This is a genomic window from Bradyrhizobium sp. 141 (genome assembly GCF_023074055.1).
Classification (GTDB): Bacteria; Pseudomonadota; Alphaproteobacteria; order Rhizobiales; family Xanthobacteraceae; genus Bradyrhizobium.
This window is the reverse complement of record NZ_JADPKR010000103.1, coordinates 263,193-288,946: the sequence shown is the minus strand read 5'-3', so window position 1 is coordinate 288,946 and position 25,754 is coordinate 263,193. Positions and strand designations below refer to the sequence as shown.

The 25,754-nt window shown below is 64.9% G+C and carries 28 protein-coding genes and 1 riboswitch; of the genes, 13 read left to right on the top strand and 15 right to left on the bottom strand.

Annotated elements, in window-relative coordinates:
* Positions 1-199: 199 nt before the first annotated feature.
* Together IVA81_RS32755 and IVA81_RS32750 are read right to left on the bottom strand one after the other, a co-directional pair.
* On the bottom strand, positions 200-970 hold the full coding sequence (locus IVA81_RS32755; RefSeq protein WP_247325898.1) for an anti-sigma factor: 771 nt from the start codon (positions 968-970) through the stop codon (positions 200-202).
* 106 nt (positions 971-1,076) lie between these two features.
* Positions 1,077-1,565, bottom strand: coding sequence for an RNA polymerase sigma factor (locus IVA81_RS32750; protein WP_246924781.1), 489 nt, complete (start codon positions 1,563-1,565; stop codon positions 1,077-1,079).
* 173 nt (positions 1,566-1,738) lie between these two features.
* Here IVA81_RS32750 and fabI point away from each other — a divergent pair, with 173 nt between their 5' ends.
* The 4 genes from fabI to IVA81_RS32730 all read left to right on the top strand — a co-directional run bounded on the left by fabI (position 1,739) and on the right by IVA81_RS32730 (position 5,563).
* On the top strand, positions 1,739-2,554 hold the full coding sequence (fabI, locus tag IVA81_RS32745; protein ID WP_247325895.1) for an enoyl-ACP reductase FabI: 816 nt from the start codon (positions 1,739-1,741) through the stop codon (positions 2,552-2,554).
* A 13-nt stretch (positions 2,555-2,567) separates the two neighbouring features.
* On the top strand, positions 2,568-3,167 hold the full coding sequence (locus tag IVA81_RS32740) for a histidine phosphatase family protein (protein ID WP_247325890.1): 600 nt from the start codon (positions 2,568-2,570) through the stop codon (positions 3,165-3,167).
* A gap of 54 nt (positions 3,168-3,221) precedes the next feature.
* Positions 3,222-4,310, top strand: coding sequence for a chorismate synthase (gene aroC / locus IVA81_RS32735; protein ID WP_247325884.1), 1,089 nt, complete (start codon positions 3,222-3,224; stop codon positions 4,308-4,310).
* Between the two features lie 62 nt (positions 4,311-4,372).
* Complete coding sequence (locus tag IVA81_RS32730) at positions 4,373-5,563, top strand: adenylate/guanylate cyclase domain-containing protein (protein ID WP_247325881.1); 1,191 nt, start codon at positions 4,373-4,375, stop codon at positions 5,561-5,563.
* A gap of 3 nt (positions 5,564-5,566) precedes the next feature.
* Here IVA81_RS32730 and clpS read toward each other — a convergent pair whose 3' ends face one another.
* Genes clpS through IVA81_RS32705 form a run of 5 tightly spaced genes read right to left on the bottom strand, consistent with a single transcriptional unit; the run spans position 5,567 to position 8,312 of the window.
* On the bottom strand, positions 5,567-5,872 hold the full coding sequence (gene clpS, locus IVA81_RS32725; RefSeq protein ID WP_212080890.1) for an ATP-dependent Clp protease adapter ClpS: 306 nt from the start codon (positions 5,870-5,872) through the stop codon (positions 5,567-5,569).
* Positions 5,873-5,916: 44 nt separating this feature from the next.
* Positions 5,917-6,258 (bottom strand): DUF190 domain-containing protein, encoded by a 342-nt coding sequence (locus IVA81_RS32720; protein ID WP_247325878.1) that lies wholly within the window; start codon positions 6,256-6,258, stop codon positions 5,917-5,919.
* A 2-nt stretch (positions 6,259-6,260) separates the two neighbouring features.
* Positions 6,261-6,689 (bottom strand): fluoride efflux transporter CrcB, encoded by a 429-nt coding sequence (gene crcB, locus IVA81_RS32715; protein WP_247325875.1) that lies wholly within the window; start codon positions 6,687-6,689, stop codon positions 6,261-6,263.
* Between the two features lie 6 nt (positions 6,690-6,695).
* Positions 6,696-7,085 (bottom strand): fluoride efflux transporter CrcB, encoded by a 390-nt coding sequence (crcB, locus tag IVA81_RS32710; protein ID WP_247325872.1) that lies wholly within the window; start codon positions 7,083-7,085, stop codon positions 6,696-6,698.
* Between the two features lie 18 nt (positions 7,086-7,103).
* Positions 7,104-8,312, bottom strand: a complete 1,209-nt coding sequence (locus IVA81_RS32705) for an MFS transporter (RefSeq protein WP_247325868.1) — start codon at positions 8,310-8,312, stop codon at positions 7,104-7,106.
* A gap of 91 nt (positions 8,313-8,403) precedes the next feature.
* Positions 8,404-8,480: riboswitch (Fluoride riboswitch) on the bottom strand.
* Between the two features lie 298 nt (positions 8,481-8,778).
* Between IVA81_RS32705 and IVA81_RS32700 the strand changes: the two genes are divergently transcribed.
* Together IVA81_RS32700 and IVA81_RS32695 are read left to right on the top strand one after the other, a co-directional pair.
* Complete coding sequence (locus IVA81_RS32700) at positions 8,779-9,642, top strand: DUF1194 domain-containing protein (RefSeq protein ID WP_247325864.1); 864 nt, start codon at positions 8,779-8,781, stop codon at positions 9,640-9,642.
* Positions 9,643-9,819: 177 nt separating this feature from the next.
* Positions 9,820-10,455 (top strand): hypothetical protein, encoded by a 636-nt coding sequence (locus IVA81_RS32695; protein WP_247325862.1) that lies wholly within the window; start codon positions 9,820-9,822, stop codon positions 10,453-10,455.
* A gap of 12 nt (positions 10,456-10,467) precedes the next feature.
* On the opposite strand, the gene IVA81_RS32690 is transcribed toward IVA81_RS32695, so the two are convergent.
* Both IVA81_RS32690 and IVA81_RS32685 read right to left on the bottom strand, forming a co-directional pair.
* The gene (locus tag IVA81_RS32690; protein WP_247325859.1) at positions 10,468-11,241 is read right to left on the bottom strand and encodes an enoyl-CoA hydratase/isomerase family protein; all 774 of its coding nucleotides are present in this window, start codon (positions 11,239-11,241) and stop codon (positions 10,468-10,470) included.
* Between the two features lie 15 nt (positions 11,242-11,256).
* The gene (locus IVA81_RS32685) at positions 11,257-12,084 is read right to left on the bottom strand and encodes a nucleotidyltransferase domain-containing protein (protein ID WP_247325857.1); all 828 of its coding nucleotides are present in this window, start codon (positions 12,082-12,084) and stop codon (positions 11,257-11,259) included.
* A 185-nt stretch (positions 12,085-12,269) separates the two neighbouring features.
* Here IVA81_RS32685 and IVA81_RS32680 point away from each other — a divergent pair, with 185 nt between their 5' ends.
* Positions 12,270-12,656, top strand: a complete 387-nt coding sequence (locus IVA81_RS32680) for a glyoxalase superfamily protein (RefSeq protein WP_247325855.1) — start codon at positions 12,270-12,272, stop codon at positions 12,654-12,656.
* 79 nt (positions 12,657-12,735) lie between these two features.
* The gene (locus IVA81_RS32675; protein WP_247325852.1) at positions 12,736-13,353 is read left to right on the top strand and encodes a hypothetical protein; all 618 of its coding nucleotides are present in this window, start codon (positions 12,736-12,738) and stop codon (positions 13,351-13,353) included.
* Positions 13,354-13,587: 234 nt separating this feature from the next.
* On the opposite strand, the gene IVA81_RS32670 is transcribed toward IVA81_RS32675, so the two are convergent.
* On the bottom strand, positions 13,588-14,496 hold the full coding sequence (locus IVA81_RS32670) for a GntR family transcriptional regulator (protein WP_247325850.1): 909 nt from the start codon (positions 14,494-14,496) through the stop codon (positions 13,588-13,590).
* Between the two features lie 88 nt (positions 14,497-14,584).
* Between IVA81_RS32670 and IVA81_RS32665 the strand changes: the two genes are divergently transcribed.
* From IVA81_RS32665 to IVA81_RS32645, 5 genes are read left to right on the top strand one after another with little or no spacing between them, the layout of a single operon-like run.
* Positions 14,585-15,523, top strand: a complete 939-nt coding sequence (locus IVA81_RS32665; protein ID WP_247325848.1) for a hydroxymethylglutaryl-CoA lyase — start codon at positions 14,585-14,587, stop codon at positions 15,521-15,523.
* Positions 15,520-16,734 carry a CaiB/BaiF CoA-transferase family protein gene (locus IVA81_RS32660; protein ID WP_247325846.1) on the top strand — a complete coding sequence of 405 codons (1,215 nt, stop codon included), beginning with the start codon at positions 15,520-15,522 and terminating at the stop codon, positions 16,732-16,734. The genes IVA81_RS32665 and IVA81_RS32660 overlap by 4 nt, the downstream gene beginning before the upstream one ends.
* Before the next feature lie 42 nt (positions 16,735-16,776).
* Positions 16,777-17,823 (top strand): ABC transporter substrate-binding protein, encoded by a 1,047-nt coding sequence (locus tag IVA81_RS32655; protein ID WP_247325843.1) that lies wholly within the window; start codon positions 16,777-16,779, stop codon positions 17,821-17,823.
* Positions 17,820-18,668, top strand: a complete 849-nt coding sequence (locus tag IVA81_RS32650; protein ID WP_247325839.1) for an ABC transporter ATP-binding protein — start codon at positions 17,820-17,822, stop codon at positions 18,666-18,668. The genes IVA81_RS32655 and IVA81_RS32650 overlap by 4 nt, the downstream gene beginning before the upstream one ends.
* Before the next feature lie 2 nt (positions 18,669-18,670).
* Entirely contained in the window at positions 18,671-19,522 is an 852-nt protein-coding gene (locus IVA81_RS32645) for an ABC transporter permease (protein ID WP_247325837.1), read from the top strand.
* Positions 19,523-19,532: 10 nt separating this feature from the next.
* On the opposite strand, the gene IVA81_RS32640 is transcribed toward IVA81_RS32645, so the two are convergent.
* The 5 genes from IVA81_RS32640 to IVA81_RS32620 form a co-directional block, all read right to left on the bottom strand.
* Positions 19,533-20,780 carry a methyltransferase gene (locus tag IVA81_RS32640; RefSeq protein WP_247325835.1) on the bottom strand — a complete coding sequence of 416 codons (1,248 nt, stop codon included), beginning with the start codon at positions 20,778-20,780 and terminating at the stop codon, positions 19,533-19,535.
* Positions 20,773-21,507: a TlyA family RNA methyltransferase gene (locus IVA81_RS32635; RefSeq protein ID WP_247325833.1), complete on the bottom strand. Its 735-nt coding sequence runs from the start codon at positions 21,505-21,507 to the stop codon at positions 20,773-20,775. The genes IVA81_RS32640 and IVA81_RS32635 overlap by 8 nt, the downstream gene beginning before the upstream one ends.
* Before the next feature lie 401 nt (positions 21,508-21,908).
* Positions 21,909-23,837, bottom strand: coding sequence for a 1-deoxy-D-xylulose-5-phosphate synthase (gene dxs / locus IVA81_RS32630; RefSeq protein WP_246917652.1), 1,929 nt, complete (start codon positions 23,835-23,837; stop codon positions 21,909-21,911).
* Between the two features lie 616 nt (positions 23,838-24,453).
* Positions 24,454-24,705 carry an exodeoxyribonuclease VII small subunit gene (locus tag IVA81_RS32625; protein ID WP_008132970.1) on the bottom strand — a complete coding sequence of 84 codons (252 nt, stop codon included), beginning with the start codon at positions 24,703-24,705 and terminating at the stop codon, positions 24,454-24,456.
* Between the two features lie 74 nt (positions 24,706-24,779).
* The gene (locus IVA81_RS32620; RefSeq protein ID WP_247325831.1) at positions 24,780-25,709 is read right to left on the bottom strand and encodes a histone deacetylase family protein; all 930 of its coding nucleotides are present in this window, start codon (positions 25,707-25,709) and stop codon (positions 24,780-24,782) included.
* Positions 25,710-25,754 lie beyond the last annotated feature (45 nt).

Sequence of the window (25,754 nt, the reverse complement as noted above, 5' to 3'; positions counted from 1 at the left end):
CGGGACAGCCGATAAAAAGGTGCGGCCTCGAGAGGGGGACCAGCGCGGTACCAAAAACCCCAATCGAGGCCGCCCGCGTCGATCGGCGGATCGAACGCTGCTCATTTTCGCGTGATCATCCGGTGCGATAATGAGACGCGCCGATGTCTTCATTCCAAATTTTCAATGACGGAATCGAGGCACCGCCTTATGCGGTTGCTCAGGTGCCGTTTTTCTCGGCTTGGTCGTAGACGGCCTGCGCCACCTTGGTCAGCCGGTCGCGATCACCGCCGCCGCTGACGACGTAGCCGACGCCGCGCTCGGCCCAGAACAACGCACCGTCCTTGTCCGTTCTGGCGTAACGCATTTGCGTCGCACCATTCTCGGTCTTGGCGGTGTAGATCGTGTAGCGCTCGCCGGAGGCGCCCTCATACATCAGGAACGAGGCCGGGCCGCTCGGCCCAGGCAAGAGCCGGCCGCCGACGAGCTTCAGCCCGCTGGCCTCCAGGTTCGGCGCGAACACGGTCCAGCCGCAGCGCCGGGTCAGCCAGGCCTGGAGGTGGTCGCGCTCGTTGCCGCCGACCTCGACGGGGTGGCGGACCTCGACGACATAGAGGCGGTGGGCGTCGAGCGCGTCCGCGGTAAAGTTCTGGAAGGTCGAGGGCGCGCTGGCGGCGCCATGCGCGACCCAGCCAGCCGTGCCGCCGACGACGAAAGCGACCAGCACAGCGGCGGCGGCGCCATAGAACCATTGCCGCGGGCGGCGTTCCAGCCGCTCGAGCTCGAGCCGCGCCGGCACGGGCTCCTGGGCGACGGCGTCGTAGCGGGCGTGCAGCATCTCCGCCATGGCACGCCAGGATTGCACCCGTTCGGCCTCTTCAGGATGGGCGGCAAGCCAGGCCTCGACGTCGGCGCGGCGCTCGGCCGGCAGCTCGCCGTCGACATAGGCGTGCAGTTCGTCCTCGGTCACTGGGATCTTGCGCTCGTTCATTTCGATCGTCTCTGGCTCTCTGGCCCTAAATGTCGTTCAAAGCTCAACTTCGCTCGCGGCATCGGCACGCCGCAGGCGGACGATACGCGATGCATCAACCCTGCCATCATTTCACCCGCCTGAGCGTCGCGCGCTCGCCTTCGAGCGAAGCCTTGACGTGGGCGCGGGCGCGGGCCAGGCGCGACATCACGGTGCCGATCGGCACGCCCTGGATGTCGGCGACCTCGCGGTAGCTCATGCCTTCCAGCATGACCAGGAGCAGCACCGAACGTTGCTCCTCGACGAGCGTGGCCAGTGCCCTCTCGATGTCGCGCCCTTCGGCTTCGGTGCCGCTGGCATCCGGGTTGTTCTCCGTCAGCTGCATGAATTGCGGCCGCCTTGCCAGCGAGCGCCGCCGATTTTTGTTGAGGTTGGTCAGGATCGTGTAGAGCCAGCTCCTGACATCGCCTCCGAGAAACAATCGCTCCGAACGCAGCGCCCGCACCAGCGTGTCCTGCACCAGATCATCGGCCGCGTCCGCGTCGCGCGTGAGCGCGCGGGCATAGCGGCGCAACGCCGGGATCATGGCTTCCACACTTTGGCGAAACGCACTCATTGCGGTCTTGACGTCCTGGTGTCCGGCGCAAGCGCCTATAGCGATCATAACACCCGAACGGAACGGCTATTCCGGCGCTCGAAACAGCGTTAACGCGGCGTATTAGGGCTGTACCGCAGGGGAGGGCTGGTGTACCTCCAGACCTCACCACGAGTTCGACGGGACGTTCAAAAATGGCGCAGAATTCAGGTCTGATGCAAGGTAAGCGCGGGGTGATCCTCGGCCTTGCCAACAACCGCTCGATCGCCTGGGGCATCGCCAAGGCGTGCCACGCCGCCGGCGCCGAGCTCGCCTTCACCTATCAGGGCGATGCGCTGAAGAAGCGCGTCGAACCGCTCGCCGCCGAGATCGGCGGTCTCGTGCTCGGCCATTGCGACGTCACCGATGCCGCGACCATCGATGCGGCCTTCGCGGTGCTGCAGGAGAAGTGGGGCAAGATCGACTTCCTGGTGCACGCGATCGCCTATGGCGAGCAGCTCGAGGGCCGCTACGTCGACACCACGCCGGAGAATTTTTCCAAGTCGATGCTGATCTCCTGCTATTCGTTCACGGCGGTGGCGCAGCGCGCCGAGAAGCTGATGACGGATGGCGGCTCGCTCATCACGCTCAGCTATTACGGCGCCGAGAAGTGGATGCCTCATTACAACGTGATGGGCGTTGCCAAGGCGGCGCTGGAGGCCAGCGTGCGCTATCTCGCCGCCGATCTCGGCGAGAAGAACATCCGCGTCAACGCGATCTCGGCAGGTCCCATCAAGACGCTCGCCGCCTCCGGCATCGGTGACTTCCGCTATATCCTGAAGTGGAACGAGGCCAACGCGCCGATGCGGCGCAACGTGTCGACCGAGGACGTCGGCGGCAGCGCGCTGTATTTCCTCTCCGACCTCTCGCGCGGCGTCACCGGCGAAGTGCATCACGTCGATTCCGGCTATCACGTGCTCGGCATGAAGCGGCCCGATGCGCCGGACATTTCGTTCGGCGGGAAGGACTAGCCTTAGATCTGGAATGGCCGTGCCCACGATCTATTATCTTCGCCACGGGGAGACCGAGTGGAATGCGCTCGGGAGGCTTCAGGGCACCAAGGACGTTCCGCTGAATGCGCGCGGGCGCGGTCAGGCCGTCCAGGCCGGCGGCATTCTCGCCGACCTGTTCAGACGCGACGGTTGCGACAAGGCGGCGTTGCCTTACGTGTCGAGCCCGCTCGGCCGTGCGCGCCAGACCATGGAACTTGCACGCGGCAAGCTCGAACTGCCGCCTAGGGAATATGCCCTGGATGATCGGCTGCGCGAGATCGGCTACGGCACCTGGGAAGGGCTGACGCTGGCCGAGAGCGAGGCGACTGATCCCGAAATTTACGCCAGGCGCCTTGCCGACAAATGGACGGTGGGCCCCGCGGGCGGGGAGACCTACGCAGATGTGCAGGTCCGCGTGCGCGCCTGGTACGACCAGCTCCGGACCGACACCGTCGCAGTCGCCCATGGTGGGACCTGCCGGGCCCTGATGGTTTCGCTTGGCTTGGAGGCGCCGGCCAGCGCCGCCGAGCTCTATATCCAGCAGGGTGCCGTCTACGTGTTCCGCGACGGCCGGCTGGAGAAGTTCAGTTAGGTTTGACCCCCGGCCCCTCGCGCGTTACCAAACCCTGGAACCGAGCCTGCAGCGATGTCCTTCAACACCTTCGGCCACATGTTCCGCGTCACCACCTTCGGCGAGAGCCATGGGGTGGCAATCGGCTGCGTGGTCGATGGCTGTCCGCCCATGATCCCGCTCACCGAGGCTGATATCCAGGGCGATCTCGACCGCCGCCGGCCGGGCCAATCGCGCTTCACCACCCAGCGCCAGGAGCCGGACCAGGTCAAAATCCTCTCCGGCGTGATGGCGCATCCGGAGACCGGCGTGCAGGTGACGACGGGCACGCCGATCGGGCTCCTGATCGAAAACACCGACCAGCGCTCCAAGGACTATTCCGAGATCAAGGACAAGTTTCGTCCGGGTCACGCCGACTTCACCTATGAGGCCAAATACGGCCTGCGCGATTATCGCGGCGGCGGCCGCTCCTCGGCGCGCGAGACCGCGACGCGCGTTGCGGCCGGTGCCATCGCGCGAAAGGTTCTGCCCGACGTCAGGGTGCGCGGCGCGCTGGTGCAGATGGGGCCGCACAAGATCGACCGCGGCAAATGGGACTGGGACGAGATCGCCAAGAATCCGTTCTTCTGCCCGGACAAGGACAAGGCCGCGTTCTTCGAGACCTATCTCGACGGCATCCGCAAGAGCGGCTCCTCGATCGGTGCCGTGATCGAAATCGTCGCCGAAGGCGTGCCGGCCGGCCTTGGCGCGCCGATCTATGCCAAGCTGGATTCCGATCTCGCGGGCGCGATGATGACCATCAATGCGGTGAAAGGCGTCGAGGTCGGCGCCGGCTTTGGCGCGGCCGAGCTCACCGGCGAGGAGAACGCCGACGAGATGCGCACCGGCAATGACGGCACGCGCTTCCTGTCCAACCATGCCGGCGGCGTGCTGGGCGGCATCTCCACCGGGCAGCCGGTCGTGGTCCGTTTCGCCGTGAAGCCGACCTCGTCGATCCTGCAGCCCCGCCTGACCGTCGATCGCCAGGGCGCGGACACCGAGATCTTCACAAAAGGCCGCCATGACCCCTGCGTCGGCATCCGCGCCGTCCCCGTCGGCGAGGCCATGATGGCCTGCGTGCTCGCCGATCACTTTCTGCGCGATCGCGGGCAGGTCGGGCGCTGATGTCGCGGTACTAGCCCACCGCGCAGCTTGACGATCCCACAACTTCGCCCGCAAATGCTGGCATGAACAGCTCCGAGCTTCAGCGCATCTCCAACTGGCTGATCGACGGCGCCTGGTCGTCGATAGAGCCGGTCGAGATGATCGCGGATTTTTGCGAACGTCTGGTCGCGGCCGGCCTGCCGGTGTTCCGGTTCGGCATCTTCATCCGCACGCTCCACCCTGAAATATTCGGCCGCAACTTCATCTGGCGGCAGGGCGAACCGGTCGAGATCGGCGCCGTCGAATTCGATGTCCTGGACTCGCCGGAGTTCGCCCAGAGTCCGCTTCGGATCGTGTTCGAGCAGGGGCTGGAGGTCAGAGGACGCGTCGACGATCCCGGCAGCAAACGATTCCCGATCATCAACGACTTGCGCGCCGAAGGCGTGACCGACTATGTCGCGGTGCCGCTGCGGTTCCTCGACGGCTCGGTCAACGCGACGAGCTGGATGACGCGGCAGCCCGGCGGCTTCAGCGACGACGACATCGCGGCGATCCGGACCATCATTGCACCGCTCGCACGCGTCAGCGAGATCATCAGCCTGCGCCGCACCGCCGAGATGCTGCTCGACACCTATGTCGGCAATCGCGCCGGTGCGCGCATCCTCGGCGGCCAGATCCGCCGCGGCCACAACGATACCATGCAGGCTGCGATCTGGCTGTCGGACCTGCGCGGCTTCACCGCGCTGTCGGACCGGCTTCCGGCCGAGACGGTGGTCCAGATCCTCAATCACTATTTCGACTGCCAGGTCACCGCGATCCGGGGCCATGGCGGCGAGGTGCTGAAGTTCATGGGCGACGGCCTGCTCGCGGTATTCCCGATCGACGAATATGTCGGCGATGCCGCGCATGTCTGCGCGCGCGTGCTGGAGGCCGCGCGTGAATCACGCGCGAGCGTCGAGGCGCTGGCTTTTCCGGTCGGCGACGTCGTCGAGCGCTTCCGCTTCGGCGTCGCGCTGCACGTCGGCAACATCCTCTATGGCAACATCGGCGGCGGCAACCGTCTCGACTTCACCTGCATCGGCCCGGCCGTCAATCTTGCTGCGAGGCTCGAGAAGATCACGGGACGCCTGGGACGGACCGTCGTCGCCTCGGAGGGCTTTGCCAATGTCTGCCGTCACGACTGGCACGAGCTCGGAGAATTTCCGATCGCAGGATTTTCCAAGGCGCAGCGTGTGTATGGGCTGGCGGAAGAGACGCACGCGGCCGGCCGCTGAGCCTTACTCCTCCGGCTCCGTCGTGAACAGCAGCGGATAGCCCTTGGCGCGGCCGGCGTCGGTGGCGCGCGTGGCCTTGGTCTCGGCGACGTCCTTGGTGAACACGGCGACGACGCAGGCGCCCAGCTTGTGGGCGGTGATCATCACCTTGTAGGCCTGATCTTCGGTCATGCGGAACTCGGCCTTGAGGATCATGGTGACGAATTCGCGCGGCGTGTAGTCGTCGTTGATCAGGATGACCTTGTGCAGCTTCGGCCGCTCGACCTTGGTCTTCGTCCGCGTCTTCGGCTTGGTGACAGTGTCGTTCATTCCGCCTCCCGGACACGGCGGGCTGGGGGTTGCTGCCGCAGCAATCAGCTCGCGGCCTTCGCACCATATTGCAGGACCTGCACCTTCTCCAAGGTGATCAGCCCGCTCGACATCATGCCATCCAGGATGGGCAGGAATGCGTTGATGTTATCCTCGCTGTCGACGATCTCGATCAGCAGCGGCAGGTCCTCCGACAGCCGCAGGATCTTCGAGGTGTGCAGCCGGCTCGACTGGCCGAACCCCATCGGTCCGCGCAGCACGGTGGCGCCGGCGAGGTGCCGCTCGCGCGCCGTCATCACGATCGCTTCATAGAGCGGCTTGCCGTCGAAATGGTCGCTCTCGCCGATGAAGATCCGGAGCGAAACTGCCTGAGCGGGGATTTGCATGGTCAGCTCCTTGTCAAGCGGTTGTAGCGGCTCGCGATCATATGGCCGATCCACACCGACACCAGCCAGCAGACCACGGATGCGGCGATGTAGGCGAGCGCCGTGTATTTCATGCCGCCGTGGAACAGGCGGAAGGTCTCGAGGCTGAAGGTCGAAAAGGTGGTGTAGCCGCCGCAGAACCCCGTCATGACGAACTGCCGGTGCTCGGGCCGCGCCAGCATGCGGCCGTCGGGGCCGGTCAGCGTCGCGTAGAAGCCGATGATCAGCGATCCCGTGGCGTTGATGAACAGCGTCGCGAAGGGAAAGCCCGGTCCGGTGTCGAGCGCGAGCCCGACCAGATAACGCGACAGACCACCGACGATGCTGCCCGCGGCAACCCAGGCATAGAGCATCGCGGTGCGCCAGCGCTCGGCGGAGGAGGGGGACTTCATCTACCTCTAGCCTCCCAAGCTGTCCGCAAGGAGGAAGCCGCAACTGACCGCGGCAAGGCACAGTCCGACCGAGAGCATGATATTGCCGAGCGCATGCATCGGCTCGCCGCTACGCGCGAGCGTCAGCGTTTGCAGGCTGAACGAGGACACGGTGGTGTAGCAGCCGAGAAAACCGGTCACTGCGAACAGCCATGGATTGGGCGCGGCGAAGGCCGAGCCGGGATGGGTCGCCAGCGCGCCGAAAATGCCGATCAGGAAGGCGCCGGTGACGTTGATGGTCATGGTGCCCCATGGAAACGTTTCGCCCAGCCGCCGCGCGATCGCACCGGAGACGAAATAACGGGCGCAGCCGCCGAGCACGCTGCCGACGATGATTGCGAACACTCCGCTCAGCACGACGAAAGACCTCCCATTTCATTTTTCCTCCGCTGCCAGACCGTTGCCGACGGCCAATAGTCCCACGAGCGAGACCAGCGCGAAGCCGAGCCCCGCAAAGAACGTTCCGGCCGGACCATAGCTGTCCCACAGCGCGCCCGCGATCACGCTCGCGGCCAGCAAGGCAAGGCCGGTGAACAAGTTGAAATAGCCGAACGCGGTGCCGCGCAGGTTCGGCGGCGCGGCGTCGGCGACGAGCGCCGAGAGCAGGCCTTGCGTCAGTCCCATATGCAGCCCCCACAGCGCGACGCCGAGTGCGAGACCGCCAAGGCTCGGCAGCAGAGCGAGCGCCAGATCGGCACCGGCGAGGAAGACGAGCCCGAGCGCGAGCAGGCCAGTCCTGTTGATCCGGTCCGAGAGCACGCCGGCCGGATAGGCCGACAAGGCGTAGACGATGTTCATCAGCACCAGCACCGCAGGCACCCACATCGCGTTGAGCCCGATATTCTGTGCGCGCAGGATCAAAAAAGCCTCGCTGAAGCGCGCGAGCGTGAAGACGACGCCGACGGCCACAACGCGCCAATAGATCGATCCGAGCTGCCGCATTGCGGCGAGATTGAGCGGATTCTTTGCAGGCTCCCGGCCCGGCTCCGGCTCCGGCTCGCTCACCGCGAACGCGATCAAGCCAAAGGACAAGAAGGCCGGCAGCACTGCCACCCAGAACACGGCGGCGAAATTGTCCGCCGTCCACCACATCAGGGCGATCGCCACGAGCGGCCCGATGAAGGCGCCGATGGTGTCGAGCGATTGGCGCAGGCCAAAGCTCGCCCCGCGCAGGCCGACCGGGGCGATATCGGCGATCAGCGCATCGCGCGGCGCGCCGCGAATGCCCTTGCCGACGCGGTCGATGAAGCGCGCCGCCACCAGCCATCCGACGCTGGGCGCGAGTGGGAATAGCGGTTTTGTCAGCGCGGCAAGTCCGTAGCCGAGCGCTGCGAGCAGCTTGCGCCGGCCGAGCCAGTCGGACAATGCGCCGGAAAAGATCTTGGTGATCGAGGCCGTCGCCTCCGCAATGCCCTCGATGAAGCCGACGGTGAGCGTCGAAGCGCCGAGCACGGTGACGAGATAGATCGGCAGCAGCGCATGGATCATCTCCGAGGAGATGTCCATCAGCATCGAGACGAAGCCGAGCACCCAGATTCCCCTGGGCAGCCCCGCACGCTCGGCATTCGGTGTCGTCGTCGTCACGCCTTCGCCTTTGTCACCAGACAACAAAAAACCCGCCATTGGCGGGTTTGTCCATGCTCCCGCCGAAGGCAGAGGCTCAAAGATTGCCCCTCCTCAAGCAGGAGTCATCAGCCCACACGGTCATCGACCGTCGGGCGGTTATCGGGGGACTCCATCCCCATCTGTGCGGCCAACCTAGCACGGAAATCGCTTCGGACAAGTGGGCGGGGAGTTCTGTCCCGCGGCTCGTCGTCCGGCTTCGCGCATCATGAGCCCGATGATGCGAGCGACCGGGCGTGTCCAGCGGCGCGAGCGTGGCAACACGGCGGCAGCTTTGCGCAAGGCGCGCAGATCCCTGGCTCGCAATCCTTCACTCACAGATCTTTAGCTCGCAGCTCCTTAACTTGAATGTGAAGCGCAATCGATCTTCGCGCTTTGCGGCAAGGCGATTGCATGTCACCATCACGTCATACGACGGGAGGCTGCGATGCGCTTGCTGTTCTCGATCGGGGCTGTGTTGGTTGCCGGCATGTTTGCCGGAGGGGACGTCGCGGGCGTCGCGGCACCAGGGCCAAAATTCGAACCGCCCAAACATCAGCCGCAGCGGCTTGCGGGCGACAGAGACGCGCAGACGGTCGACGTCGAGCTGATCCTTGCGGTCGACGTGTCCTACTCCATGGACATGGACGAGCTCGCGATCCAGCGCGAGGGCTATGCGCAGGCGATCCAGTCGAAGGAGTTCCTCCAGGCTCTGAAGCTCGGTCCGAACGGCCGGATCGCGGTGACCTATTTCGAGTGGGCCGCCTCGAGCGACCAGAAGATCATCATTCCCTGGCGGCTGGTCGACGGCCCGGAGACGGCGGATGCGGTCGCCGCCGAGATCATGAAGACGCCGATCCGGCGCGCCTCGCGCACCTCGATCTCCGGCGCGATCACTTTCGCGATGCCGCTGTTTGACGAGGATCCCTATCGGGGCTTGCGCCGCGTGATCGACATTTCCGGCGACGGCCCCAACAACAATGGCGGCCCCGTCACGGTGGCGCGAGACGCCGCGCTGGAGAAGGGCGTCGTCATCAACGGCCTGCCGATCATGGTCAAGGAGCCGTCCTATTCCACCATGGATATCGACAATCTCGATTTCTACTACGAAGACTGCGTCATCGGCGGACCCGGCTCCTTCGTCATCACGATCAAGGACCGCGACAAGTTCAAGGAAGCGATCCGCACCAAGCTGCTGATGGAGGTCGCCGGCCGCACGCCGGAGCGCCCCACGATGCGCGTTGCGGACAAGGAGCCGCGCGTCAATTGCCTGATCGGCGAGAAGATCTGGTCGGACCGCTGGGGACGCTGATAGCGCACCCCCGTTGGGACCTTTCGCCTCATCTCGTCCGGCGGTTGAATTTAACCGCTCGTTAACCGGCACATGGCCCTAATCCGGTGTTTCAGTTCGTTTCCGACCGCTGTTTGACTTTGCTGTCGGGCGCGCGAACGAGAGCGGGTTCATCGAACCCGTCCACCGAGCAATCCAATGGCCATCGTCACGTCCAGCACCAGCCAGATTTCGCCCGCCAACGAGCGGGTGTTTCACCAGAGCAGGCTCGTCGGTGAATGGAAGGGCAATTGGGTGGGCAACAACCAGCCCGTCAGCTTCAAGGTCGTCAACATCCGCGGTGCCCGGGCGCAGGTCGAATACACCCATAACGGGCAGACCGAGCGGGGCTTTGCCGAGGTCAGCGGCGCGCTGATCACCTTCGGCGGGGTCACGGTCGGCACCAAGGACGGCAAGAGCATGGTGCTGCTGTTCTCGGCGGGCGGCGCTGGCAAGCAGACCGCAAATCTCGAGAAGCAGGCGCCGCCGGCTTCCGACAGCCGTCTCATGGGAAGCTGGGGCGGCTATTCCAGCGACAACGGCAAGAGCGCCAGCTTCAAGGTGCTTGCCGTCAACGGCAAGGAAGCGCAGGTCAGCGTCACCACCGACGGCGTCACCCGCCAGGGCACCGGCACCGTCTACAAGAACGTCATCATGTTCGGGCAGGCGCAGATCGCGACCGATGACGGACAGAACGGCAAGGTCATCTATCAGGTCGGCACGAAATCGTTCATGGTGCCGGTGACGAAATATCCACCGGCCGATACATCGTCTACTCTTGACAGAACCGCCTGAACGCTGCCGTCCTCACCATTTCGGCGGCCGCTTCTCCACGAACGCCCGCAAGCCCTCCTGCGCCTCATCCGACGTCGCGACGTTGCAGAAATCGTCCACGGCGCTTGCAATGCTGCGTCGATAGTCGAGATCGATCTGGCGCATGAAGGCGGCGCGGCCCATCCGCAGCACCGCGGCCGATTTGGCGGAGAATTGCGCCGCAAGCTTCAGCACCTCCGCCTCGAGTTCGGCATCACCGACGACGCGGTTGATGACGCCAAGCTCGCGCGCTTCCACGGCGCTGAAGACCCGGCCGGTGAACAGCAGCTCGAAGGCACGATGGCGTCCGACGATGCGCGGCAGGTGCGCGTAGTGAATCGCCGGAATGACGCCGACGTCGATCTCGGGATAGCCGAACGTCGCGCTCTCGGCTGCCAGCACGACGTCGCAGGACACTGCCATGGTCATGCCGCCGCCCCGCGTCGCGCCACCGACCGCGGCGATTGACGGTTTTCCCAACCCGTACTGAGCATCGTAGAGGTCGATATAGAGCGCCTGAAGGAATTCTCGGATCTCGGCGCCGGATCTGCCGAGCAGGATGTCGAGATCGAGGCCCGCCGAAAAGCGCTTAGGGATCGCACTGGCCAGCACCACCACGCGGGCATCCGGATCGTCGGCCGCGCGGCGGAACGCCGCGACCACGGCGCGAATCATCTCGAGGCTCAGCGCATTGACGGGCGGGCGGCGCAGCGTGATGCGGGCGATGTTGTCGACGCGTTCGTATGCGACCGGACCGTCAGATGTCACCGAGTTCTCCATGCTTCATTGGGACAGCACCTTCAACTGCTGGTCGATCTTGCGCAAGACTTCACAGGCGGACGCAAGGGCGCCGTCGTCGATCAGCCGCCAGACATCGTCAGTCCGTTCCGTCAGATGTGGAATCGTCAGCGGCAGACGGGCAGCCTCCTGGAGCGCGCCCTTTTCGTTGATGAGATAGCGCTCGTTGAGCGCGAACAGCACCTGCGCGATGCAGGCGAGCGATCTGTAGAGACATCCGGCGACGTGGGTTCGATCACCCCGCGCAATGGCGAGCTCGGCGTTCCCGATGCCAAACAGGATTTCCCACCGGAAGCGTTGGATCAGGGCTTCGCGCAACGGGCGAGGATAGGGCAGGGCGATCGATTTCAGCCGGGCGATCAGGCCCTGCGGATCGTGCAGAGGCTGACAATACGCGATCTCGCCCATCCAGATTGCCGAACAGAAGCCATGCGGATGGCCGGGTTGGTAGGTCATGGTGACGAGGCCGGCATGGCAGGACTTCATCACGGCTTCGACCGCATCGGCGTTGCGATAGAGCAGATCGACCTTGCGGCCTTCCACCGACAGCCACGCGCCGCCGACGATCCATGGTCCCCATTCGCCGACCGGCGTCACGGTCGTGGCGGCGGGATCGTCGGCGATCTCCTTCGCGGCCGCCAGCAACCGCTCGGTGTCGATCGGGCTCGCTGCGGCGAAGTAGAGCCCGATATCATGGTCGGAGGTAAGATGCGCGCTGCCTCGCGCACGCGAGCCGCCGAGCACGATGGCCGCGAGGCCCGGCACCTCGCGGAAAGCGGATGTCAGGTGCGTGAGCAGGGGATCGTGCGACATCGGCGGTGCGGCTCGGCTACTTCGCCGCCAGCGTCAGACCAAGATATCTCATGGCATTCTCCCCATTTCGGCGGACTTGCGCCGCTTTGCGCGACGACCAGCTTACGTTGCGGCGCGATCCGTGCAAGACCTCGGGCGCGCATGCTAGACTGCGCGCGGGAGATTGCTCGCGACGGAGAGGACAGATGATGACCGACGAACATCCCAGGATGGCTGGCTCCGCGACCGTCTTCGTCGTCTCCGACATCGCGACGAGCCTCGCCTATTATCGCGACGTTCTCGGGTTCGAGGTCACCTTCGAATACGGCGCCCCCCCGTCCTATGCTTGCCTCTGCCGCGACGAGGTCGCTCTGCATCTGCTCGCGGCGGCCGCTACGAAACGATTGCCTGGACAAGGCGGTCTCTGCATTTTCGTAACAGACGTCGACCGGAGCTATGCCGAGGTGACGGGACGCGGCGCCAGGCCCATCAACCAGCCGGAGGACCGTGATTACGGCATGCGCGATTTCGATATCGTCGATGCCGACGGCAATCAGCTCACATTCGGCATGGGGATCTCGGAACCCGGGTGAGACCATGCCGGCGCGCGGCCTCGCTGGCATTCCTCATCGCCGAAGGGTATAATTTACAAGGTTTTCGAAGGTCACCTGAATGTCGCGCCGCGCAGCTTCATGCCGTCTTGCAGCTCTCTTCGTCGTGCTTTGCCTCGGCGGAACGTCCGTTGATGCGCAAGTTGCACCGCTGCGGTATTTCATTCCGGGTGGACCGTTTGGCTTTGGCGGCAGCGATGGCCAGAGCTCCGAACCTTACGGCAATTTTTCGGGCTTCAATGCCGGCGACGCGAGCGGGCGTGCCAATTTTGCGAAGGGCTTTTTCGTCGGCAGCCAGCGCGGCAATCTCAATTGGAGCGGGCTCAGTCAGCCCGGACTCAGTCAGACCGGACTTGCCGGCAATTTCAGCGCGCTGTCGTATGACAGCACCCAGTTCGGCTACGCTACCAAGACCGCGGGCGGCTTGCCCGTGACGTTCTTTGCCGGTTTCGACACGTTGAAATACGGCAATGGCATCGGCAGCTCGGTTGCGCCGCTGACATCAAGTACGGCACCCGGCTACAGCGCATTTGCGGGCGTCGAGTTCAAGCCGACCTCCAACCTCAGCCTGTCGTTCGGGGCCAGTGTGATCCAGCAGGATTCCGCCCGCATGGACAGCGATATCAGATCGAACATGCTGCCCGGCGAGTCGCCGGCCTTGGGCGGCCTTCGGCGTTAGGATCGCAGCACCAGCTCCGGCGGACGCCGCAGCGATTTCGGCAGGTTCGGGCCGATCCGAAACGCATCACGATATCGGGACGCGGTTCGCCGAGCGAGTGAAGTCGCAACAGGCGCGGCCGACGGCGATCCAGTGCGATTGTCGCTGCGATCGGCAGCAAGCACGACCACGCCCCTAGAGCAGCAAGCTTGTTTCCTGAGCCGCGCTACCGCGCGCCTTCGCAGGCCGCGAGCATCAGGACAAGCCCGCCACCAGCGGGCGCTGCAGGTGCTTGGCCATCAGTTCCGCCGCCTCAGTGTAACGCCGCGTCTCCAGGACGTCGAGCAGGCGCAAATGTTCGCGCACGTGCCGCCGCATGCCGTCACGGTCGGCGAAGCTGCGATAGGCGAACAGGCGTCTGATCGAATTCACCCGCCTGAGCGCTTCGAGAAAGAACGGATTGCCGGCGCCGCGGATGATGTCTTCATGGAATTCGCAGCCGGAGTGAAAGATCTCGCCGATCGTCATCTTTTCGAGCTCGCCTTCGAAGACGCGCTGTTGGCGCTCGCGCAGGCGTACGATCACCTCCTGCGGCAGCGCAAAGCCGGGCTGCGCGATTGCCGCCGGCTCGATCACCGCACGAAACGCCTTGGCCTGCGCTTGAGCTTCGGGGCTCGAGACCGTCTCCGCAAAGCGCCAGCCATAGCCCGGCAGGCGCGCGATCCAGCCCTCGGCCGCGATCCGGTCCAGCAGCCGCTGTAGCTCGGCCCGAGCGACGTCATAGCGGCGCATCAGCTCCGCCTCGGTGACGTCGGCCGGCAGCCGGCTCGCGAGCACGTCGCCTGCGATGCTCGCATAAACCTGCTCGTTGCGCCTGACCGCCGCGAGCGCCGGTTGGGCGGCGCCGCTGGTGGGATTCTTTGCCAGCACAAAGCCGCGATGCGGCTCGCCGCGCGCCAGCCCCGCTGCTTCCAGCGCCTTCAGGCCGAGCCGGATCGGCGCGCGTGAAAGGTCCAGCGCATCCGCAAGCCTTTGTTCGATCAGGCGGTCTCCGGCTTTCATGCCTTCGCGCCGGGCGAGCGCCATGATCAGTCCGGCAAGGTGTTCGGCGCGTTCGGAACCGTTCTTGTCGCTGCGTTGTCGGGAACTGTCGGAAGCGCTCATTGCAGTGCACGCAAATTTTTGGGGCTTGACAGATTGTCCCATGGATTGTTCTTTTACGCAACAATATACAATCGACCAGGGAGAAAGCATGATGGCGCACGCGCCCGATGTCCACATTTGCGAGGTTGCCCCCCGCGATGGTCTCCAGAACCTGGACATCTTCGTTCCGACTGAAGCCAAATGCGCGCTGATCGACACGATCGCCGCTGCGGGCGTGCGCGAGATCGATGCCGGATCGTTCGTGCCGCCAAAGGTCGTGCCGCAATTCGCCGACGTCGACGCGGTGATGGCGCATGCGCTCACTCACGAGACGGCGACCATCGGCGCGCTGGTGCCGAACGTGAAGGGTGCCGAGCGCGCCATCGCCGCAGGCGTCAACGCCGTCTATTTCGTTATCTCGGCGAGCGAGACGCACAATCGCGCCAATGTGCGCCGCTCGGTCGACGAGCAGCTCGAAGGATTTCGCGCGGTCCGCGCCGCGATCGACGCCCGGCCAGTGGGCCAGCGGCCGCAATTGATGGGCGCGATCTCCACCTCCTTCGGCTGCTCGCTGGAAGGTGAGGTGAGTGAAGCGGCCGTGTGCCGTGTGGCACTCGCTTTTGCCGAAGCTCGCGCCGACGAGATCGGGCTTGCCGACACCGTCGGTTATGCGACGCCCAAATCGATCGGGCAGATCGTCACGGCCGTGCGGCGCGAGGTCGGATCGCACATGACTCTGCGGCTGCATCTGCACGACACGCTCGGCGCAGGCCTTGCCAATGCCGTCGCCGGCCTCGAAGCGGACATTCGGCGTTTCGACGCCGCGGTGTCCGGCCTCGGAGGCTGTCCCTTTGCTCCCGGTGCGCGCGGCAACATCGTCACCGAGGATCTCGTATTCATGCTGGAGCGCATGGGACTTTCCACCGGCATCGACCTCGATCGCCTGATGCAAACGCGCGAGATTCTCGCCCGCCATATCCCGGCAAAACATTTGACGGGGCATCTGCACGAGGCCGGCATTCCCAAGGTTTTGCGGAGGGCGGCATGACGGCGGCAGAGCGCGAGACGGCCTCGGAGCTTCGTCCGCTCGCCGGCGTTCGTGTCATCGAGTTCAGCCAGATGGTGATGGGGCCGAGCTGCGGCTTGATCCTCGCCGATCTCGGCGCCGACGTGATCAAGGTCGAGCCGCCCAAGGGCGACCGCACCCGTTATTTCAAGGGGCCCGCCGCCGGCTTCTTCGCCACCTACAGCCGCAACAAGCGCAGCATCGCGCTGGATACGTCGACCGCGGAAGGCCAGACCATCGCGCGGCGGCTGATCGAGAACAGCGACGTCCTGATCGAGAACTTCCGGCCGGGCCTGCTGAAGCGGATCGGTCTCGACTACGAGAGCGTCGCCGCCTTCGCACCACGCCTGGTCTATTGCTCGCTCAAGGGCTATCTGCCCGGGCCCTACGAAAACCGCCTCGCGCTCGACGAGGTCGTGCAGATGATGGGTGGCCTTGCTTACATGACCGGCTTGCCCGACCGTCCCATGCGTGCCGGGGCCTCTGTCAACGACGTCATGGGCGGTATGTTCGGCGTGATCGCGATCCAGGCGGCGCTCGCCGAGCGGCAGCGGACCGGCAGGGGGCGCTACATCCAGAGTGCGCTGTACGAGAACAACGTGTTCCTGATGGCGCAGGCCATGATGTGCGAGGTGGTCAGCGGCCAGCCGTCGATCCCGTATTCGATCAAGGACAGCCCGTGGCCGGTCTACGATCTCTTCGACACAAAAGACGGCTCGAAGCTGTTCGTCACCATCGTCGGCGAAGAGCAATGGGAGGCGTTCTGTCGTGCCTTCGATCGCGAAGCCTGGCTCGTCGATCCGCGCTTTGCGACGAGCAACGACCGCGTCGATCATCGCAGCTGGCTGATCCCCGAGATCGCGAACATCTTCAGGCAATGGGACAAAGCCGATCTTGCCGCGCGTCTCGAGCAGCTCGATCTGCCCTATGCGCCTGTGAACAAGCCCGGCGATCTCTTCGATGATCCGCATCTCAACCAGTCGGGGGGCCTGACCGATATTCGGCTTCCGGACGGCGGCCAGGCCAAGACGCCGCTGTTGCCGATTTCCATGGACGGAAGGCGCCTGCCCAATCGCTACGATCCCCCCGGGATCGGCGAGCACAGCGGCGAGATCCTGAGCGAGATCGGCATGTCGCCGAATGAGATCGAAGCGCTGCGACAAGCTGGGACGATCAAGCTCGCGCCGTCCTGATCGATCGGCGCTAGCGAACAAGAACCAAGGGAGGAGGAACACATGAGCATTACCAGGCGCCAGACGCTGATCGCGGGCTCCGCATGGGCCGGCGCAACGCTGCTGCCGGGGCAGCTGCGCGCCGAGGCCAAGCAGGTCTCGCTCGCCTTCGGTCCGGTATCGCCGGTCTACGCCATCGGCATGATCGCGGAGCTGAAAGGGTACTTCAAGGACGAAGGACTCGATTCCAAGCTCGTCACCGGCAATGCCGGCACATTCGGTCGCCAGACGCTGGCGGGAGGGCAGGCGCAGTTCGCCCATGGTGATGCCAGCCATCCGCTCCAGCTCGGTGCGCGCGGCAAGCCCTGCAAGATCCTGCTCGCGACCGAGATGGTGTGCTCCTACGCCAATATCATGGTCCGGCAGGACCTCTACGACAGCGGCATCAATTCGGTCGAGAAGCTTGCGGAGTACAAGCGCGCGGACGGTGCCAAGCCGATCGTTGCCGCGACCGCGATCGGGTCCGGCACCTGGGTGTTCGGCACTTATGTGTTCGAAACGCGTGGGCTGGGCAGCAAGGTGAACTGGGTCGCGGGCGGCGGGCCCAACACGATGTTCCCTTCGCTCCAGACCAAGCAGTTCGACGCCATCATGGCGCCGCCGAGCTGGATCGTCGAGGTCGAGAAGAAGGGCTTTGGCAGGACGATCTATGACACCTCAAAACCCGGCGTCTTCGAGAAGGATTTCGGCGGGACGCTGCCCGTGCTGGTGATCTACACGCTCCAGGACACGGTCGAGCAGGACAAGGCGATGGTGCAGGCCTATGTCAACGCGATCTACCGCGCGATGGCCTTCGTGAAGGCAACGCCGCTGGCGGAGGTGCAGGCGCTGGTCACGCCGAAATATTTCTCGGGCATCGATCCCGACGCGGTCAGTGCCGAACTCGGCTTCGACAAGTCGACCTGGGCCTATGACGGTGTCATCGACAAGCCCGCGTTCGAACGCGGCGCCAAGCCCTGGTACCGCAAGGGCACGGATATTCCCGAGACCAGATACGAGGATGTCGTCGACATGAGCTTCCTCCAGGCCGCCAGGGCGAAATACAAATGATCGCCGCGCCAGGCCAGGGCCTTGCGCTCGCGCGCGGCGAGGATCAAGCAGCGGCAGCGCGCATCCGCATTGCCGTGCAGGGTCTTGCCAAGCGCTTCAACGCGTCCGGCCGCGAGTTCGTGGCAGTGGATGACGTCTCCTTCGAGGTCAAGCAGGGCGAGTTCGTTGCGCTGCTCGGTCCATCCGGCTGCGGCAAGAGCACCATTCTCAACATGGTCGCGGGGCTGTTGCCGCGCTCGGGAGGACGCATCCTGATCGACGAGGACACGGTCGAGACCGGCAAGGTCAACCCCAGGGTCGGTTATGTCTTCCAGCGCGATACGCTGTTTCCCTGGCGAACCGTGGAGCAGAACATCGGCTATGGGCTGGAGATCGCGGGACTGCCGAAGACCGAACGCGCAGGGCGCGTCGCTTCGGCCGTCGATAAGGCCGGGCTCTCGGGCTTTGCGCAGAGCTTTCCGCGCATGCTGTCCGGTGGCATGCGCCAGCGCGTCGCCTTGATGCGCACGCTGATCCTCGAGCCCGAGATCCTGCTGATGGATGAGCCGTTCGGCGCGCTCGACACCCACACCAAGCTGGAGATGCACAAGACGCTGCTGGAGATCTGGGAGCGCGAGCGGCAGACCGTGCTGTTCGTGACGCACGATCTCGGCGAAGCCTTGACACTGGCGAGCCGCATCATCCTGCTCTCGGCGCGGCCCGGGCGTCTCAAGGAAGACTTCGACGTCGCCATCCCGCGTCCGCGTGACCCCGTTTCCGTACGCGAGACCGCCGAATTCGGCCGCCTCTATTCGCACATCTGGCATTCCCTCGGCGAAGAGTTCCGCCGCACCAGGGCCGACTGACCATGTCCAACAGCCGCACCGCCATCCTGTTCTGGCAACTGGCCATTCTTGCAGCCGTTCTCGTCGTCTGGCAGTGGGGCTTCGAATGGAGCAAGGCGCTGCTGCCGAAGGCCTACGTACCGAAGATCCTAGATCCCTATTTCGTCGCCAAACCGTCGCTGATCTGGCAGAGTTTCTTGCGGCTTGGTTGCTTCGCTGACGCCGGCGGCTTTGCCGCCTGTCTCAAGGGCAACGACAACAATCTGTGGCTTGCCACGCTCGTCACGCTGAAGAACACCTGGTGGGGTTTTCTGTTCGGGTCGGCGAGCGGGATCGCGGCTGGCCTGATTCTCGGCCGTTCGGACTTCCTTGCCCGCGTGTTCGGACCCTATATCGTGGCGCTCAACTCGATACCGCGCATTGCGCTGGTGCCGCTCGTCATCCTGATCTTCGGCCTCGGCGATCTCTCCAAGATCGCCACGGCCTGGCTCGTCGTCTTCTTCGTGGTGTTCTTCAACACCTTCGAGGGAACGCGTGCGGTCGACCGCGACCAGATCGCCGCCGCCCGTCTGCTCGGCGCCAGCGAATTCACCGTGCTGCGTACCGTCGTGATCCCGTCCGCGCTTGCCTGGGTGTTCGCTTCGCTCTTGCCGGCCGTGTCTTTTGCGCTGATCGGCGTCATCGTCGGCGAGTTCATCGGCGCCGAGCGCGGCCTCGGCAAGCTCATCATCGAAGCCGAGGCGCGGGCCAATGCCAGCGAGATGATGGTCGCCATCTTCGTCATGATGTTCGTCGGTATCCTGCTCGCGATCGCGGTGCGCTCGCTGCAGTCCTACCTGCTGCGATGGCAGCCGCAATTCGAGCCGTCGGCGTAGCGATCCGGCGTCAGCGGCTGAACCGCGCCACCAGCTCCACATGCGGCGTGTGGCGGAACTGGTCGACAGGCACCACCGCCTCCAATCGATAGCCGCCGTCGATCAGCAGTCGGGCGTCGCGGGCAAATGTCGCGACGTTGCAGGACACCGCGATCACCACTGGCACCTTGCTCGCGGCGAGCTTCAACGCCTGCGCCTGCGCGCCCTGGCGCGGCGGGTCGAACACCACGGCATCGAAATCGCGCAGCTCCGGCGGCACCAAAGGGCGGCGAAACAGATCGCGCGGCTCGGCTTTGATCGGCTTCAGGCCCGGGGTGCGCGCGGCTTTCACGAGGGCCGCAATCGCACCGGCGTCGTTGTCATAGGCGGTGACGCGGGCCTTCTCTGCGAGCCGCAGAGCGAACGGGCCGACGCCGCAGAAAAGGTCGAGAACTTCCTTGGCCTTGCCGATGCGTTCCGCGACGAGCGCGGCGAGCGTCTCTTCGCCCGCCACAGTTGCCTGCAGGAACGAGCCCGGCGGCAGCGTCACCTCCGCGCGGCCCATCGTCACCGTTGGCGGCAAGCGTTGCAACACCAGCTCGCCATGCCGCGTCAGCCGCGCCAGGCGGTGCAGTTCGGCGACGCGCGAGAGTGCCGTGACGAGCGCCGTCGGCAGCGGGCCGGAGCCGCGCACATCGACGTCGAGCCCGTTGGTTGTGGCGGTGACCTGGATGTCGAGCGGCTTGGTCACCGGCATCCTGGATGTCAGCGGCTCGGCGAGCGCCCAGGCGGCATCGAGCGCGCCGTCGAGCGTGGGATCGAGAATGGGGCAGCGATCAATTGGAATGACGTCGTGCGAGCTCGTCGCGGAGAAACCGACCTTGAGGATGTCATGCGTGCCAAAGCGGCCGTGCAGGGTGATGCGCCTGCGCCCGGCGCCGTGAGCATCGACCAGCGGCGCCACCGCGCAATCGATGCCGGCCTGCGCCAGCGTTTCGACCACGATGCCGCGCTTCCAGGCGTGATAGGGATCGGCCGCCCAGTGCTGGATGGCGCAGCCGCCGCAGACGCCGAAATGCGGACAGAACGGCTGGACGCGCTCGGAGCTTGCCAAATCCACTGCGAGCAGTTTGCGGCGGTCTGGATGGTGGCCCGCGACGTGATCGACCTCGACGGTCTCGCCGCCAAGCGTGTAGGGCACATAGATCGCTTCGCCCGTCGCCATCGAGACGCCGTCGCCGCGATGGCCAACATGATCGATCGTCAGACGTTCAACCACGGCGCGCACCCAGGAAGAATTCGATATTGCCGTCGCCGCCCGCAATCGAAGAGGGAAATATCTCGATGTCGGTGCAGCCGAGCGAAGCGGCAAAGGCGGCGATGTCGTCGCAGATCTCCTTGTGCACGGCGGCGTCGCGGACGATGCCCTTCTTGTTGTGCTTCCGATCAGCCTCGAACTGCGGCTTGATCAGCGCCAGCAGGCTCATCGGCGCGGCGGCGAGGGAAAGCGCCACCGGCAGCACCGTCTTGAGCGAGATGAAGCTGACGTCGATGACGACGACATCGGGCCGCGCCGGAAGCCGCTTGCCTTCGTAGGACCGGATGTCGGTCTCCTCCATCGACACGATCTTGGGATGATCCCGCAGCGAGGGATGCAGTTGGCTGGTGCCGACATCGATTGCGAACACCAGGCTCGCGCCGTTCGCCAGCAGCACCTCGGTGAAGCCGCCGGTCGACGCGCCGACGTCGAGGCAGACATGATCCTCGATTTCGATCGGGTAGCGTTCCAGCGCGCCGGCGAGCTTGACGCCGCCACGGGAGACGTAGGGGTGCGCGGGCTCGGCCTGGATCACCGCATCCTCGGCAATCGTCTCCGACGGTTTGGCGACCGGCTTGTCGTCGGCCGTGACGAGGCCAGCCTCGATCGCCGCGCGCGCCCGCGCCCGGCTCTCGAACAGGCCGCGCTCGACCAGCAATACATCTGCGCGCTTGCGGGCAGGGGACATCACGCTCTCTTGGGACGCTTCTTCGGGACGATTGATGGGCTTATGTAGCGATCAATCGCGCTGCCGCCATCCGGACGCAAGCCTCGACCGTCAGGCCCTGCGTGTCGACCTGCCGTCTGTCCTCGGAGGTACGGTCCATGAAACGGCTGACGCGGCCGACATTTTATGAAGCGAATACGAAAATTTGGATGAGATGCGAGCCGCAGCGCCAACTCTGCCGCTTCCCCCGCCTGCGGGGGGAAGGCCGGGGAGAGGGTGCCGCCGCAAGCAAGGACCCTCAAGAGGAGAAAGCCCTCACCCGACGCTGCGCGATAGCCGGGGCATCGCCCCGGCGTTCCTAGAGGACGGCCGCCGGCGGCGGCCTACGCTCTCCCGCAAGCAGGCGGGAGAGGCGAAACCAATCAGGCCAGCTTGACCGTCTCGGCCTTGACGTCCTTGCCGAGCGCCTCGAACACCTTCGCGACGATGCCCTTGGCGTCGAGACCGGCGCGGCCATACATCGCGGCCGGCGTGTCGTGGTCCTGGAACACGTCCGGCAGCACCATCGAGCGGAACTTGACCATGCCGGTGTCGAGCACGCCCTGATCGGTCAGGTACTGCGCGACATGCGAGCCGAAGCCGCCGACCGAACCTTCCTCGATCGTAATCAGGATCTCGTGGTCGCGGGCAAGCTTGAGCACCAGCTCGGTGTCGAGCGGCTTCATGAAGCGCGCGTCCGCAATCGTGGTCGACAGGCCATGGGCCGCGAGCTCGTCGGCCGCCTTCTCGCATTCGGCGAGGCGCGTGCCGAAGGAGAGCAGGGCGATCTTGCTGCCCTGGCGGATCATGCGGCCCTTGCCGACCTCGAGCGGAATGCCGACCTCCGGCATCTCGATGCCGCGACCTTCGCCGCGCGGATAGCGCAGCGAGCTCGGACGGTCGTCGATCGCGACCTGGGTCGCCACCATGTGCACGAGCTCGGCCTCATCGGCCGCCGCCATGATCACCATGTTCGGCAGACAGCCGAGATAGGCATTGTCGAACGAGCCGGCATGGGTCGCGCCGTCGGCGCCGACGAGGCCGGCGCGGTCGATGGCGAAGCGGACGGGCAGGTTCTGGATCGCGACGTCGTGCACGATCTGGTCGTAGCCGCGCTGCAGGAAGGTCGAGTAGATCGCGCAGAACGGCTTGTAGCCTTCGCTCGCAAGACCGGCGGCAAAGGTCACCGCATGCTGCTCGGCGATGCCGACGTCGAAGGTGCGGTCGGGGAAGGCCTTGTTGAAGATATCGACGCCGGTGCCGGACGGCATCGCCGCGGTGATGGCGACGATCTTGTCGTCCTTCTCGGCTTCCTTGACGAGGCTCTGGCCGAATACGTTCTGGTAGGCCGGCGCATTCGGCTTGGCCTTGGCTTGCGTGCCGGTCGCGACGTCGAACTTGACGACCGCATGGTACTTGTCGGCGGACGCTTCGGCCGGGCCGTAGCCCTTGCCCTTCTGCGTCACGACGTGGACCAGGATCGGGCCGGTCTCCATGTCGCGGACGTTCTTCAGCACGGGCAGCAGATGGTCGAGATTGTGGCCGTCGATCGGGCCGACATAGTAGAAGCCGAGCTCCTCGAACAGCGTGCCGCCGTCCATCATGAAGCCGCGGGAATATTCCTCGACGCGGTTGGCGCGGTTGGCGATGATCTTGGGCAGGCGCTTGTTGATCTGCTTGGCCGCATCGCGCAGCGTGCGATAGGTCTTGCCGGAGTAGAGACGCGACAGATAGGCGCTCATGGCGCCGACCGGCGGCGCAATCGACATGTCGTTGTCGTTGAGGATGACGATCAGGCGCGAGTTCATCGCACCCGCGTTGTTCATGGCCTCATAGGCCATGCCGGCCGACATCGCGCCATCACCGATGACGGCGATCACGTTGTTCTTGCCGCCGGAGAGGTCGCGCGCCACCGCCATGCCGAGGCCGGCGGAGATCGAGGTCGAGGAATGCGCCGCGCCGAACGGATCGTAGTCGCTCTCGCTGCGCTTGGTGAAGCCGGACAGGCCGCCGCCGGTGCGCAGCGTGCGAATGCGGTCGCGCCGGCCGGTGAGGATCTTATGCGGATAGGCCTGATGGCCGACGTCCCAGATCAGCCGGTCGCGCGGCGTGTCGAAGACGTAATGGATCGCGGTGGTGAGCTCGACCACGCCGAGACCCGCGCCGAAGTGACCGCCGGTGACCGAGACGGCATCGATGGTCTCCTGCCGCAGCTCATCGGCAACCTGGCGAACCTGCTCGATCTTGAGCTTGCGCAGGTCGTCCGGCGTCCGGATGGTGTCGAGAAGCGGCGTTTTACTGTATGCGTTCACGGCGATTTCCAATTTGTCAGCGCCGGAAGGTCGTTCCGGTGCGCGATGGGTTTGCACAATATCGGCGCAGCGCGAGTCCTCAAACCGTCGGAGCCACCTGCATGGGGCAAGGCCCCGTCTTCAAGCTTAGGTAAGCTTAAGCACGCTCCGGTTCAGTCTCTGTGATCCCTGTCACTTAGATCGGCTTCGTCCGTCCCAGCCAATTCATCAGCAGTTTGAAGCGCTTGTCGTGGGCAATCGGTGCCCACGCAAGGCTTACAAAAAGCCACACTCCGCGCAGCTTTACACCAAAGCTTGGGCCAAAGCCAACCCGCCGGACCGATTAGGGGTATGCAGATGCAACCGGCGGGCCAGAGTGGTTAACTGTGGCCCGCGACGAGAGGTTCCTGGCTGGACTGGGTCCCTGGCGGCTTTTTCGCCGCGAATCAGATCTTTTTCGGTCTCGGAAGGCCTTTTGCACAGCGGCCAGCAGTGGCGCCTGCCCATGGAACCGTAATGTCTCGTGGGACGGCGCCGTGCGATCGTGAAATCTCGGCCCGCTACGCTGCCATTGCCGTGTCACAGCGCCAAGCGCGGTCAGAAGCCGAGTGAGGAAACGTGTGTGGGATAGTTTTGGCTACTGCACGTCGAGCGGCGCAGTGCCGGTGGCCTGGCCGCTGGCATCGGTGGTGATCTTGTCGACGCGGGCCTCGGCCTGGCGCAGCAATTCCTCGCAGCGGCGCTTCAGTGCCTCGCCGCGCTCGTAGATCGTCACGGATTCTTCGAGCGGCACCTTGCCGTCTTCGAGCCGCTTCACGATCGTCTCAAGTTCCTCGATCGCGCGCTCGAAGGTGAGCCTGGAGACGTCGACTTGGGTGTTTTCGGCCATATCCGTTTCCGATTGCCCGATTCGCTTTCCTTGCAGTGAAGGCGGGTTTTGCGGGCTTAATGTGGCGGGCGTCGTCAGGCGCCCATCAGGGCGCCGACATGCGCCGTAACAGATTCTTTCAGTCCTTGCAGGTCATAGCCGCCCTCGAGCACCGAAACAACGCGTCCCCCCGCGGACTTGTCGGCGAGATCCATCAGCTTGCGCGTCACCCAGGCATAATCGTCCGCGCGCAAATTCAGCGAGGCCAGCGGATCGCGATAATGCGCATCGAAGCCGGCGGAAATGACCACGAGCTCGGGGCTGAATTTTTCGAGTTGCGGCAGGATCAAATTCTCGAACGCGGAGCGGAATTCGGGCCCGCCGTCCTCGGAGGCAAGCGGCGCGTTGACGATGGTGTCGTGATCGCCGCGTTCGCTTTTCGCGCCTGTGCCCGGAAACAGCGGCATCTGGTGCGTCGAGCAGTACATCACGGTCGGATCCGACCAGAAGATGTCCTGGGTGCCGTTGCCGTGATGCACGTCGAAATCGACGATGGCCGCACGCTTGATGCCGTATTTGCGCTGCGCATGGCGCGCGGCGATGGCGACGTTGTCGAAGAAGCAGAAGCCCATCGGCTTGCCGATTTCGGCGTGATGGCCGGGCGGGCGCACCGCGACGAAGGCGTTGCGATGATCGCCCGCCATCACCGCTTCGGTCGCCGCGACCGCGCCGCCGACGCCGCGCATCACCGCTTCCCACGTGCCCGGCGACATCGAGGTGTCGCCGTCGATATAGACCTGCCCGCTGGTCGGTGCGATGTGGCGCAGCTCGGTAACGTAGTGCTCGTTGTGGCAGAGCGTGACGAGATCGAGATCGCCCTCGGGTGCCTGGTCGCGCACCAGAAACTGGAAGCGCTCATGCGACAGGGCTTCTTCCACCGCGCGAAGACGATCCGGCCTCTCAGGATGTCCCGGCGGCGTGACATGGTCGAGGCAGGCCTTGTGGGAAAGGAGAAGCGTGCTCATCAGGTCGGCCTCACAGGAAACGGGCTTTTGGCGTCGTTGGCGCAT